Genomic DNA, 12,778 nt, shown 5'->3' on the forward strand with positions numbered 1-12,778 from the left:
CCCTAACCTCTCCCCGTAAACGGGGAGAGGGGATTCTGGCAGCGTCAGGCCCTCGCCGGTAGCTTCCACGGCGCCCGATATGTCGGCGTCACCAGCTTGTTGGCTTGCGCCACATCGAAGCGGTTCTTGGCCGCGTCCCAGGTGATCTTGCTGCCGGTGCGATGAGCGATATTGCCCATCTGGCAGATGATCGCCGTGTTCGACGCTTCCTCGATTGTGCAGTTCGGCTTCAGCGACCGGTCCTTGATACAGGCGATCAAATTGGCCGCGTGCTTGCTCAAACCCTTGTCGGAGACCGGCGTGATAGGCACTTCGGTCATCTTGAAGGTCTCGCCCGACTTCTCCGGGATGACCGTCCAGTTTCCGCGATCCACCACCAGCGTCCCGTTCTCGCCGATAAAGGCCACGGCGGTCTGGCGGCCATACAGGCCGTTGCCGATGGCCAGGCTGTGTTCCCACTGGATGGAGAAATCACCGTAATCGAAAAACGCCGTCTGGGTGTCCGGGGTTTCCGCCGCCGAGGTCGGGAAGGCGTACATGCCGCCCGCCGACATAACCGACTTGGGGGCACCAGCCTTCATGCCTAAGATCGCCATGTCCATAAGATGGACGCCCCAGTCGGTCATGGTGCCGCCGCCGTAATCCCAGAACCAGCGGAAGGTATAGTGGAAACGGTTGGGATTGAACGGCCGCTTGGGCGCAGGCCCAAGCCACATGTCGTAATTGACGCCGGCCGGCACCGGCTCATCCGGACGCGCCGCCAGCAATGGCGCGTTTGGCAGATAGGCCCAGGCCTTGGCCATACGCACCCGGCCCAGCTTGCCTGAATGGACAAAGGCAATGGCGTCGGCCCAGTGCTGATTGCTGCGCTGCCACTGGCCGACCTGAACGACGCTGTTGTGGCGTTGCTTGGCGGCGACCATGGCCTGGCATTCGGCGATCGAATTGCCGAGCGGCTTTTCGACATACATCGCCTTGCCTGCCGAACAGGCGTCGACCGTCATCAGGCAGTGCCAGTGATCGGGCGTGGCGATGATAACCGAGTCAATATCCTTGTCGTCCAACAGCCGGCGATAGTCGCGCTCGATGCGCGGCGCCTTGCCGGTAAGGGTCTGGAATTCGGTCCCGCGGGTGGCCAGGACGTTATCGTCGATATCGCAAAGGGTGACGACTTCGACGCCGGGCACTTCCAGGTGGGCCTTCATATTGGCCCAGCCCATGCCCTTGACGCCGATGACGCCGACGCGGACGGTGTCGGAAGGGGCGGCCTTGGCGCGGCCGGCATAGGTTGCGGCAAAGGCGGCGGCTGTGGACGCACCCAGGAGGGTACGGCGGCTGAGATCCTGCATGACGTTCCTCGTATGTTTTTTGTAATCGTTTACGAGGATGTCGGGGATGTCAAGTACGCATAAAAAAGGCCGGCAGCCTTGCCCGGCTGCCGGCCCATTTTCCGTCTCTCTAACTGTTATGCTGTGCGCAGGCGGCTGACGAAGTCGAAAACCTCGGCCTCCATGTCTTCCGACCGGCGCTCCAGGTCGTTCGACAGCGACAGCAGCGACTGCGCCGCCTGGCCCGTGGCCTCGGCCGCCTTGCCGACACCGGTGATATGGCCGGTGACGTCGCGGGTGCCGGTGGCTGCCAGGTTGGTATTGTTGGCGATCTCGTTGGTCGCCGCGCCCTGTTGCTCGACGGAAGCCGCAATCGCCGTGGTCAGCTCGCCGATCTGTTCGATGGTCTTCACGATGGCGCCGATCGAGCCGACGGTGGTGGCGGTCGCGTTCTGGATTTCGCCGATCTTGGCGCGGATATCGTCAGTGGCGCGGGCCGTCTGCTGCGCCAGTTGCTTGACCTCGGAGGCGACGACCGCAAAGCCCTTGCCGGCCTCGCCGGCGCGAGCCGATTCGATGGTGGCGTTGAGCGCGAGCAGGTTGGTCTGGGCGGCGATAGCCTGGATCAGGTTGATGACTTCACCGATCTGGCCGGCGGCCGCCGACAGGGTAGCGATGGCGGCTTCGGTGCGTTGAGCTTCTGTCACCGCCGCTTGTGTCACCTGCGAGGTACGCGTAACCTGCTGGTTGATCTCGTTGACGCTGGCCGACAGCTCTTCGGTGGCTGCGGCGACACTCTGGACGTTGTTGGCGGCATCGATGGCGGCATGGCTAACCGACTGGGCGCGGTTGGCGGCGTCGTCGGCATTGTGGGTCAGGCCGCGGGCAGCGTCGGCCACGGTGCGCGATCCCGAAGCGAAGCGCTTGGCCAAATCGCCCATATTCTGTTCGAACTCGGTGGCGATGCGGTTGCGCTCGGCCGACATGTTGGCGGCGATACGGCTTTCCTCTTCAGCCTGCTGGGCTTTCAGGGATTCGGCCTCAGCGGCGCGGTCGCGCAGCGTCCGGATCGAGCGCCACAGCGACGACACCTCGTCCTTGCCACGCGCATCGGGAATGTCGGTGTCATAGGCGCCTTCGGAAATGCGCATGACACTGGTGCTGACGTGCTGCAGCGGTTGGGAGATCGAGCGCACGGCCAGCCACAGCGAGCCGCCGACCAGGGCGATAACGCCGGCGGCCGCGACCATCAAAAATTGCCATATGCGGTTCTTCTTGTAGTCGGCCATGTCCGCCTTGGAGGCGTCGAGATTGGACTTGATCTTCGCGACCATAGCGTCGATCCCGGCTTGGAAGGCTTTGCGGTTGCTGCGGTTGGCGTCATTATTGCCCAGCGCGCTGGCGGCTTCGGGGGAGTCTTCGCGACCCAGGCGAGCCAATTCGCGGCGCAGGGTCAGAAACTGGCCGGCCTGGCTCTCCACCTCGGCGAATTCGGGAAGTTGACCGGGTTGAAGGTCGGCCTTCCACGACTTGATCAGGGCGTCGATCTTGTCGAGCTGGGTGTCGACATTGTCGGCATACTTGGCCGATTCGCTGAGATCCTTCGACATGTAGACGCCGCGTGATTCCATCACGGCCGCCGTCACCAGCCGGTTGAGATGCTCGCCGCGATAGGCGTCTTCATGCGCCTGATCGGTCTTGATCAGCATCTGGTTGTAGTCACTGATGGTGACCAGGCCTAGCCCGGTAATCAGGGACGCCATAAGGGCGAAACAGGCGACGAGGGCGAGGATGCGGGCCTTGATGGTCATAAGGTACGCCTTTACTTAAAAGAGTTGCGGCAGCGAAGCCTTTATCGCTCTGGTTTACCAACTCTCGGTTAACACAAAGTTTTTTCCTGCAACTCTGGCCAAGACGCGAAGCTTTCGGGTTGCCACTGCCCCGGAAACGCGCCAGATAGGCGAACGCCCAACTGGAGAGTCGTCATGAAAACCCGTGCCGCCGTTGCTTTTGAAGCCAAAAAGCCGCTGGAAATTGTCGAGGTCGATCTGGAAGGGCCGCGGGCGGGCGAGGTCCTGGTCGAGATTAAGGCCACCGGCATCTGCCATACGGATGCCTACACCCTGGACGGGCTCGATTCCGAGGGCCTGTTTCCCTCAATCCTGGGCCATGAGGGCGCGGGCGTGGTGGTCGAGGTCGGCGCCGGTGTCACCAGCCTGAAGCCCGGCGACCACGTCATTCCGCTGTACACGCCGGAATGCCGCCAGTGTAAGTCGTGCCTGTCGCGCAAGACCAACCTGTGTACCGCCATTCGTGCCACGCAAGGCAAGGGCCTGATGCCCGATGGCAGTTCGCGCTTTTCCTATAAGGGCCAGGCCATCCATCACTATATGGGCTGCTCGACCTTCGCTAACCATACGGTCCTGCCCGAGATCGCGCTCGCCAAGATCCGCGACGACGCCCCCTTCGCCAAGGCCTGCTATATCGGCTGTGGCGTCACCACCGGCATCGGTGCCGTGGTCCATACGGCCGGGGTCGAGCCCGGCGCCAGCGCCGTCGTCTTCGGGCTGGGTGGTATCGGTCTGAACGTCCTCCAGGGGCTGAAGATGGTCGGCGCAGACCGCATCGTCGGCGTCGATATCAACGACTCCAAAGCCGAGTGGGGCAAGCGTTTCGGCATGACCCACTTCGTCAACCCCACGAAGATCTCCGGCGACCTGGTGGCGCATCTGGTCGAACTGACGGGGGGCGGGGCCGACTACACCTTCGACTGCACCGGCAATGTCGACGTCATGCGCACGGCGCTGGAAGCCTGCCACCGCGGCTGGGGCGAAAGCATCATCATAGGCGTGGCGCCGTCGGGTGCCGAAATCCGCACCCGGCCGTTCCAACTGGTCACCGGCCGCGTCTGGAAGGGCTCGGCGTTCGGTGGGGCGAGGGGCCGCACCGACGTGCCGAAGATCGTCGACTGGTATATGGACGGCAAGATCGAGATCGACCCGATGATCACCCATACCTTCCCGCTGGAGCGCATCAACGAAGCCTTCGACCTGATGCATGCCGGCGAAAGCATCCGTTCGGTCGTGGTGTTCTGACGAGGGGGGCTGAATGACTCTGACGGTTGAACTGTCTCACGATGAAGCCTTGGTCCTGTTTGAATGGCTAGCGGCCCATCGTGACCGCAGAACTGCCGACGATCCAGATATGGAAAGCATAACGGCTGAAGGAATCGCCTTCAGCCAGCTGGAGGCGCAGTTGGAAACCCGGTTGCCGGAAATTTTCTCAGCGGATTACGCCGAACGACTGGACGCCGCAAAAAGCCGTTTGCTGAAGCAGGTCATCGGGGACTAACTTACTTACCGAAATTTACCATTCGGTTGCGGTGTTTCGCGTCCGATTTCTATCACTCCCCGGGTTACAGTTGCGGCTTACGTGAACGTCAACTGACACGGATATGAGGTATGTATTCAGTGGACTTTGTCTCCCAGCACCGCCTTTACGACGGCATTCTTTATTTCATCCGACACGACAGCGCCGCCACCACTACACCGATGTCGGCCACCGTGTTCGTGCCCGATGTCGCGGAACAGCGGTCGGATGCGCCGTTTCCTGCCCTGTACTGGCTTTCCGGCCTGACCTGCACCGCCAACAACTTCACCGAAAAGGCCGGCGCTTACCGAAAGGCTTCGGAGCTGGGCCTGATCATCGTGGCACCGGATACCTCGCCGCGCGGTGAGTTGGTCGCCAATGATCCGGCCAGCGATCTGGGCCAGGGAGCCGGCTTCTATGTCGACGCCTTGCAGTCGCCGTGGAAGGCGCACTACCAGATGGAGACCTATGTCACGCGCGACCTGATCGAGGCCATCGAGGCCAACTTCCCGGCCGCGCCGGGCAAGCGTGGCATCTTCGGCCATTCGATGGGCGGCCACGGCGCCCTGACCCTGGCCATGAACCACGCCCACCTCTACCGCTCGGTGTCGGCCTTCGCCCCGATTTCCTCGCCCATGCACGCGCCGTGGGGCGAAAAATCCTTAAGCAACTATCTTGGCCATGACCGCTCGGCCTGGGAACGCTATGACGCCTCTGTCCTTCTGGGCAAGGGTATGGGCAAGGCGTTCGACGACATCCTGATCGACCAGGGGTTGCAGGACCCTTTCCTGGAAAGCCAGCTCAAGACCGAACTTCTGGAGCAGGCGGCCGCCACGGCCGGTCAAAAGCTCACCGTGCGCTATCGCGACGGTTACGATCACAGCTACTATTTCATCCAGAGCTTTATCGACGACCACATCGCCTTCCATGCGCAGCGGCTGAAATAATCACGCAGTTGTCAGGGTTGCGGCCCTGAGCCGTATTGCGGCTGCGAACGGAACCCTTTACGCTTTCAGCGCGGCCGCATGAGGCCTTGTCCCGGATCTCCCCTCAATGCTGCTCTTCGCCTGCGCCGTCGTCCTCCTTCTGGTGGTCCTGAACGGCCTGTTCTCCATGTCCGAACTGGCCGTGGTGTCATCGCGCCGCGCCAAGCTGCAAAGCCGGGCCGAGCGCGGCAACAAGGGCGCTGCCGCAGCCTTAAAGCTGTCCGACGATCCGAACCGTTTTCTGTCGGCGGTCCAGGTCGGTATTACCCTGATCGGTATCCTGGCCGGCGCCTACGGCCAGGCGACGATTGCCGGTGAACTCGACAAGATTCTGGAAGGGGTGCCGGTCCTGGCGCCCTATTCCAACGCCATCGCCACCGGCATCGTGGTGGTCCTTCTGACCTATTTCTCGCTGATCCTGGGGGAACTCCTGCCCAAGCGCCTGGCCATGCTGTTCCCGGAGACAATTGCCGCGATCGTGGCGCGGCCCTTGACCTTGATGGCCGTCCTTATGGGCCCGTTCGTGACACTGCTGACGGCTTCGACCTCGCTGGCCCTGCGGTTGATGGGGATACGCGACGGAAAGGGTGAGGCCATTACCCAGGAGGAGGTTGAAACCACCCTCGCCGAAGGTATGGGCGCCGGCTTGATCGAACCCGGCGAGGCCGCCATCATGACCGAAGTCATGCGCCTGGGCGACCGCCCGGTGCGCATTGCCATGACGTCGCGCACCGAAGTCTACCGCGTATCTCTGGATAACGATGACGCCGGCATTCGTGCTGCCATCCGCGAATGTCCCTATTCTCGCTTTGTCGTGGTCGAACGCCAGGACATGGAAACCCCCATCGGTGTGGTACACAAGCGCGATATCGCCGATACCTTGCTGGCCGGAGGCACACTGGATCTGCGCACCATGGTCCAGGAGCCGATCTTTCTGCCGGTCACGACCTCGCTGCTGCGGGCGCTGGACCGGTTCAAGCAATCACGCTTGCATGTCGCCTTTGTGGTCAACGAATACGGCGGTTTCGAAGGCCTGATCACCCCGACCGACTTGCTGGAGATGATGGCGGGCGATTTCGACGAAAGCCATGACGACGAGACGCTTAAGATTATCCGCCGCGACGATGGTTCTTTCCTCGTCGATGGCCGCGCCAACCTCGTCGACCTGTCCGATGTGTTAGGTGAGGAGTTTGAGGCCGGTGCCGACTATCATACGATTGCCGGGCTGATCCTGAACGAACTGGGCCGTTTCCCGGTCGAAGGCGAGGTGGTCCATATCAGCGGTTTCAAGGTCGAGATCGTCGACATGGACGAACGCAAGATCGACAAGGTCCTGTTTCACAGCTTGCGCAGGTAGAGCACGGTGCGCACCCGATCCTAATCAAGCACCAGCTCGCGGAGCTTATGCTCCTCTTGAAGCTGTTCGCGAGACAGCCGCTCGGCTTCGGCTGCGCGGCTTTTCAATATGCCCAGCGCTGTCCAAAGCTCTCCGATCTCGCCGCGGGAAGCGGCCGGTATTTCAGTGTCGTAAGCGCCTTCCGAGATGCGTACCATCGACTCGCGTACCCGGGCCAGCGGCGCGGCAATCGCGTCGATGGCGATCCACAGCGAGCCGCCCAGCAGAATCAGAATGCCCGAAGCCGCTGTCATCAGAAACTGTATCTGGCGCTTTTCCTCGAATTTTTTGAGTTGAGCCTGGCTGGACGCCAGTTTCGCGTCAAAGCCGGAGACCATGGTGTCAATACGGACCTGCAGAGCTTCGCGGGAGGCGCGATATTCGGGCTTGTCACCGATGTCTTGGGCCACGAAGCGACCGCGCTCACGCGTGATCTTGGCCAGATACTGTCCGCCATTGACGAGTTGCCGGCTTTTTTCCCGCACCAGCGCCAATTCCGGAAGGTCACCGGCAGACTGCGGCCAGGCGTTTAGGAAGGCTTCCAACTCTATCGCACGTTGACTCACGCGAACCGCCTGAGACAGTTCTTCATCGCGGGATTGCGAGAGATAAATACCTCGGATTTCGATCACGTTGGTCGCAACAAGCCGGTTTAGACGTTCGCCGCGGAAGGCGTTTTCCGCATTATGACGGTAATCAGCGATAATGCGATTGTAATCACCCATGGTCTTCAGGCTGAGAGCCGTTATAATGACCGCCAGCAGGGCAAAGGCCGCCACCAGGCACAGGATCTTGGCTTTGATCGTCATGACGCGTACTTTCTGCAGGGTCGTAAGTCCCTGTTATCACGGCCGCCTTAACAATTTGCGCAATATGGCTTCCGCTCCCAGCTTGACTTTGCCCCATAAGCCCTGTAAGTCGGCGCCCTTCATTACGGTTTAATCCCACGCTGCCGTTGCAATCGCGTTCGCATTCGGGCGGACGCCAGCCGGGGTTACAATAAGGTTTGACTATGTCGAAGCGCCACAGCGCCAAGTACAAGCTCGACCGCGTCATGGGTGAAAACCTGTGGGGCCGTCCCAAGTCCCCCGTCAACAAGCGCTCCTACGGCCCCGGCCAGCACGGTCAGCGCCGCAAGCAAAAGATTTCCGACTTTGGTATCCAGCTGCGCGCCAAGCAAAAGCTGAAGGGCTACTACGGTAACATCACCGAAAAGCAGTTCCTGCGCACCTACGAAGAGGCGTCGCGCCGCAAGGGCAACACCTCCGAGAACCTGATCGCCCTGCTGGAAACCCGTCTGGACGCCCTGGTCTATCGCGCCAAGTTCGTGCCGACCGTCTGGGCGGCGCGTCAGTTCGTGAACCACGGCCACGTCACCGTCAACGGCCAGCGTGTCAACATCCCGTCATACCGCGTCAAGCCGGACGACGTCGTCGAGGTCCGTGAGCGTTCGCGCAGCATGGCCTTGGTTCTGGAAGCCCTGCAGTCGCCGGAACGCGACGTGCCGGACTATATCGAACTGGACGCCAAGGGCCAGAAGGCGCGCCTGATCCGTCTGCCGGAACTGGCCGAAGTGCCGTACCCGGTCAAGATGGAACCGCACCTGATCGTCGAATACTATTCCTCCTAAAGTTTTTGACCCGCTGGCAGACTGCAAACGCCCGTCTTTCTCCGTTACGGTGCTCACGTACTTTAGTACGCTCCGCTCCGATACTCGAAAGCCAGACGTTTTCGCCCAGCCATCGCGACAAAAACGGTCCTTGTCATTGAAAACCCCGGAAGCTCGCTTCCGGGGTTTTTCATTAGAATGGATGCCAAAAGGTGCGTCACCCGTCTTGGGATGCGACCTAGCTGTCGTCGCCTTCCTCGCCTTCCTCGCCCTCAGGCGTGTCCTCGGTCGCCGCCTGCAGCAAAGCCAGGGCCTCGTCGCGGGTCGCGCCTTTCCGGATGGCCTCAATGATGGCGCGGGCACTTTCGGCCGCGCTCCCGCCGTGCGGATCGTTGGCGACGGGCACCAGCATCTCTGCGGCGTCCTCCAGTCGGCCCTTGTTGAGCAACATGACCGCCGCGTTGCGGGCATAGGTTTCGATACCGGGCGACAGCATATGCGCCTGGACGGCGGCATTCAGGGAATTGTCGTCGGGATAGTCGGCGCCCGGCAAGGCCGTCCGGGACAGATAGTACAGGTTGACCGGATCGGACGGTGCCAGCTTGTAGGCCTTCATGAAGGCGGAGCGCGCCTTTTTGATCTGACCGTCCTTGGTCTCGCCGGCCACCAGCTTATCGTGATAAGCCATGAACAGCAGAGTCTTGCCCAGCCAGTGAAAGCCCTGGGCGTCGTCGGGGTGCGCCGCCGTATAGGCGGTGTAATAGTCGAGCGCCAGGGCCTCGTCGCCGATGATGATATCGGCGCGCGCCTTCACGCCCTGAGCATACTCGTCGCCGGGATATTTCGCGGCCTCGGCCGTAATGCTTTTCAGCAGATCCTGACTCTCGCCGCTGGCGCAGGTGCTGGACCGGGCATCCCACATAATCAGCTTGTCGGCCGAGGCGGGCAGGGTGGTTAGGGTGACCGACGGCTGCGGCATCCCTCCCAGCCGGTAAACCGTCGCCTGCAGGTCCTTGCCGGTGAGATATTTGGTCAGGGTCCGCTTCAGGTCCTTCATCGTCAGGCCGAAGACTTTTTCGAAGGCCAGCACCGGATCCTCACCGCCGTTTCGGGCTTCGACATAGGCAAACAGAGTCTGGACGCGGGCTGGGTCTGACAAGATCCAGTGGGTCAACAGCCATGATTTGGCGTGGAAGTCGTCCATCTTGCGCGTGACCTTATAGTCGTCGCGCAGCATGGCCTCGTAGTCGAGCGACGTGCCGGGGCTGGTCAACTGGTAAACACGGTTGGACCATGCCATCCCGACGACGGCCTGGTCGTCCTTGATGGCGGCTGTGCCATAGAATTCGGCGAAGCCCTCCATGAACCAGCGCGGGAACGGATCGCGCGAGCGCAGATGCATAAACTGATGGGCATATTCGTGGAAGACGACCGTCTGGCTGGTGTTTTCTTCCTGCCGCGTCACCTTGGCGTCGCTCAGGCGATCGCCGTCATACAGCGCATAGGCGTTCATACCGTCGGTGCAGGGCGTCACAAAGCCCAGGACATAGGGATCGATTTTCGGCCAGACCTGCTTAAGGTCGCTGAAATCCTTGACGAAATAGATGTTGAGCTTTTGCTCCGGCCCGGAGGCTTCGCCGGTCATGCCGTACATGGCGCTCAGCACGTAGCGATATTGCTCCAGACGCTTGAGATAGCCCTCGGCGGCTGCGGCGCGGGCATTGCTGTAGACGACAAAATGGTCGCTTTCTGCACGAACCCAGGTGTCGGCGGCCTGAACACTTCCCGCCGCCAAAAGTCCACATGCCGCCAATGCAGCCGTCAGCCAATGTTTCATCGTCGCCCCCTCACATCACGCGAGCGTACGATAGCTGAGGTTGCAGGCGTTGAAAAGATGCCGCAGACGGGGTCAGGTCGGCAGAAGGCCCTTTTCCGACAGGGCGGTCTTCAACTCACCCGACTGAAACATTTCGCGGACGATGTCGGCGCCACCGATGAATTCAGTCTTGATATACAGTTGCGGAATGGTCGGCCAGTCGGAATAGACCTTGATGCCGTCGCGCAGTTCATCGTCTTGCAGCACGTCGACGCCGACATATTCGACACCGAGATGGTCGAGAACCTGAACGACCAGGCTGGAGAAACCGCAACGCGGCTGTTCCGGCGAGCCCTTCATGAACAGGACGACGTCGTTGCCCTTGATGGTCTGGTCGATAAAGGTCTGGGCGTCGGTATCGCTCACGGCGGGGCTCCTGGACTGCAATTCGCTATTGGCGTCTATATAGGCCGGGCGCGCGGACTTTTCCAGTGGCCAGAGCGCATCCCAAAACGTGTCGCGTACTTTTTGGTTTAAGATGCGCGTCAAAACAAACGCATAGAGCGGCAATCCGATCCTATCGGCTCGAAACCCGCTCTATGCCGGTTTTGCATTGAACCGTGCCATCTCGATCTGGGCTGGGACGGACGGTGGCATATGGCGTTCCGGCACATCGGCCAGAGCTTCCAGGTGCGCCGGATCCTCAGGCTCGACAAAGATACAAGCCAGGCTTGGTTGCGACAGGCAATGGCCCAGGCACAGTTCCTCTGGCGTCCAGCCATGGGTCTGGTGCAGGAAGGCGTGCGTGCCGGCGCCGGCCAGCGGGTTCCTGACCTTGCCACCGAACCAGCCGCGGCGGGCATCCGGGGGGACCACATCCGACGCCTTGCGGTAGGCATCGGGGAAGAAGGCCGTGGCGAAGACATTCATCTCGCGTTGGATGGCGAAATCGATCTGGCGGCGCTTGTCCCAACTCGAATCGATATCGTAGCTGGTGGCCAGAACGTTGAACTGGCCGCCACGGATCAGGTCGCCCAGGTCTTCCGTTTCGGCCTGGACACCGATGTAGCGCAGCATGCGTGACTTTTGCAGGTTGCGCAGGAAATCAACACTGTCGTCGGGCAGAACGGCGGCGCCGGGCTGACCGAACAGCAGCAGGTCGATCCAATGCAGGCCGGCCTCGCGGATCACCGCCTTCAGGCGTTCACGCAGGGGACCAAAAGTATAGGCCGAGACATCGGTCGTCACGCCCGGTTCGTGCGCGCTCAAGGCGATGAACAGCAGTTTCCGTTCCACGACGCCGAACACCTCATTGGCCGCTTTGAGCAGGCCGGTATCGGTGCTGTCGAAATGGAAGGTGTTGATGCCGTTTTCGAGTGCGGTCAGGATCAGTTTTTGCAGCAGGCCGTGGTTCTTGCGCAGCTTTTCCGAATTGAGCCGCAGGCCGATGGTCGACAGGGCCAGGCCTGATCGGCCGAAGGGACGGTAACGCATAACCTTAGCCCTCCCTCAGCCCAACACAACTGCTTTGCTTGCACGTCCGCGTTCTCAAACGCCTTGCTGCCATGTCGTTGAATTTCGCCATTGCTCAACCGGCTAGCACGAAGATGGTAATAAGAGGGTTAAGATGAGAAAGCGTCGTCTGGCCAATTTGCGCATTTTTTCCGCACTGCGATATTTCCGACAACAGGGTTCATGTCCGGTTCAGCCGCGTTTTGTTAAGCTGTTTGGACGGGGCGGCTTTCCGCGCTATAGTTAACGTTCATTGCGGGAGGCGTGGCATGCTTAGGACAGGCAGTATGGGTTTATTTATCGGATTGCTGATGACTCTGGCCATTCTGGGCCAGGCCTCGGCCCAGACCTGCCCGCGTGACGCCACGGCGGAACTGGATATGGCGGTCGCCCAGACCCTGACGGCCGTGCAGAACGGTGACGCTGGAACGCTACTGAGTGTGATCAGCGATGACGGTGTGGCTTTCAATCCGGAAGGGGAGGAGGTCGGTTACCGCGCTTTGCAGACCCAGTTCAGCAACAAAAGTGGCCGGTACTGTGCCCTGTTCACCTGTAACGGCCAGCGCGGCGCCCTCGGGGCCAAGTTCCACCGCGGCACGATCGACAAGCAGATCGACAGCCGCAACGGCCGGGCGACGGTGTTTATCAACGCCAACACCAATGACGAACTTCAGTTACACTACAAGCTGCGCAACTGCCGTTGGGAACTGACCGGCGTGGCGATGGTCGAATGAAAAATACAAAAAATCAATAATTTCTAAT

At 61.0% G+C, this 12,778-nt stretch carries 12 protein-coding genes; 6 read left to right on the forward strand and 6 right to left on the reverse strand.

Annotated elements, in window-relative coordinates; all coding sequences use genetic code 11:
• Positions 1–44: 44 nt before the first annotated feature.
• Together ABI_RS20205 and ABI_RS20210 are read right to left on the reverse strand one after the other, a co-directional pair.
• Positions 45–1,349, reverse strand: a complete 1,305-nt coding sequence (locus ABI_RS20205) for a Gfo/Idh/MocA family protein (protein WP_006274928.1) — start codon at positions 1,347–1,349, stop codon at positions 45–47.
• Positions 1,350–1,465: 116 nt separating this feature from the next.
• The gene (locus tag ABI_RS20210; RefSeq protein WP_006274929.1) at positions 1,466–3,139 is read right to left on the reverse strand and encodes a methyl-accepting chemotaxis protein; all 1,674 of its coding nucleotides are present in this window, start codon (positions 3,137–3,139) and stop codon (positions 1,466–1,468) included.
• A 174-nt stretch (positions 3,140–3,313) separates the two neighbouring features.
• Between ABI_RS20210 and ABI_RS20215 the strand changes: the two genes are divergently transcribed.
• From ABI_RS20215 to ABI_RS20230, 4 genes are all read left to right on the forward strand, one after another.
• The gene (locus tag ABI_RS20215) at positions 3,314–4,423 is read left to right on the forward strand and encodes an S-(hydroxymethyl)glutathione dehydrogenase/class III alcohol dehydrogenase (RefSeq protein WP_006274930.1); all 1,110 of its coding nucleotides are present in this window, start codon (positions 3,314–3,316) and stop codon (positions 4,421–4,423) included.
• 13 nt (positions 4,424–4,436) lie between these two features.
• A complete protein-coding gene (locus tag ABI_RS20220; RefSeq protein ID WP_040309774.1) occupies positions 4,437–4,679 on the forward strand; it encodes a hypothetical protein in 243 nt (80 codons plus the stop codon).
• Between the two features lie 110 nt (positions 4,680–4,789).
• Positions 4,790–5,644 carry an S-formylglutathione hydrolase gene (fghA, locus tag ABI_RS20225; RefSeq protein ID WP_006274932.1) on the forward strand — a complete coding sequence of 285 codons (855 nt, stop codon included), beginning with the start codon at positions 4,790–4,792 and terminating at the stop codon, positions 5,642–5,644.
• A gap of 106 nt (positions 5,645–5,750) precedes the next feature.
• Positions 5,751–7,040 (forward strand): hemolysin family protein, encoded by a 1,290-nt coding sequence (locus ABI_RS20230; protein WP_211211199.1) that lies wholly within the window; start codon positions 5,751–5,753, stop codon positions 7,038–7,040.
• A gap of 20 nt (positions 7,041–7,060) precedes the next feature.
• On the opposite strand, the gene ABI_RS20235 is transcribed toward ABI_RS20230, so the two are convergent.
• Positions 7,061–7,858 (reverse strand): HAMP domain-containing protein, encoded by a 798-nt coding sequence (locus ABI_RS20235; RefSeq protein WP_157139033.1) that lies wholly within the window; start codon positions 7,856–7,858, stop codon positions 7,061–7,063.
• A gap of 233 nt (positions 7,859–8,091) precedes the next feature.
• On the opposite strand from ABI_RS20235, the gene rpsD reads away from it, so the two are divergent.
• Complete coding sequence (gene rpsD / locus ABI_RS20240; protein ID WP_006274934.1) at positions 8,092–8,709, forward strand: 30S ribosomal protein S4; 618 nt, start codon at positions 8,092–8,094, stop codon at positions 8,707–8,709.
• A gap of 217 nt (positions 8,710–8,926) precedes the next feature.
• Here rpsD and ABI_RS20245 read toward each other — a convergent pair whose 3' ends face one another.
• The 3 genes from ABI_RS20245 to ABI_RS20255 form a co-directional block, all read right to left on the reverse strand.
• Positions 8,927–10,525, reverse strand: coding sequence for a tetratricopeptide repeat protein (locus tag ABI_RS20245; RefSeq protein WP_006274935.1), 1,599 nt, complete (start codon positions 10,523–10,525; stop codon positions 8,927–8,929).
• A 72-nt stretch (positions 10,526–10,597) separates the two neighbouring features.
• Positions 10,598–10,930 (reverse strand): Grx4 family monothiol glutaredoxin, encoded by a 333-nt coding sequence (grxD, locus tag ABI_RS20250; RefSeq protein WP_006274936.1) that lies wholly within the window; start codon positions 10,928–10,930, stop codon positions 10,598–10,600.
• 171 nt (positions 10,931–11,101) lie between these two features.
• Positions 11,102–11,998: an aldo-keto reductase family protein gene (locus ABI_RS20255; RefSeq protein WP_006274937.1), complete on the reverse strand. Its 897-nt coding sequence runs from the start codon at positions 11,996–11,998 to the stop codon at positions 11,102–11,104.
• Between the two features lie 305 nt (positions 11,999–12,303).
• Here ABI_RS20255 and ABI_RS20260 point away from each other — a divergent pair, with 305 nt between their 5' ends.
• Positions 12,304–12,750 carry a hypothetical protein gene (locus ABI_RS20260; protein WP_006274938.1) on the forward strand — a complete coding sequence of 149 codons (447 nt, stop codon included), beginning with the start codon at positions 12,304–12,306 and terminating at the stop codon, positions 12,748–12,750.
• Positions 12,751–12,778 lie beyond the last annotated feature (28 nt).

The organism is Asticcacaulis biprosthecium C19 (assembly GCF_000204015.1).
Lineage (GTDB): Bacteria > Pseudomonadota > Alphaproteobacteria > Caulobacterales > Caulobacteraceae > Asticcacaulis > Asticcacaulis biprosthecius.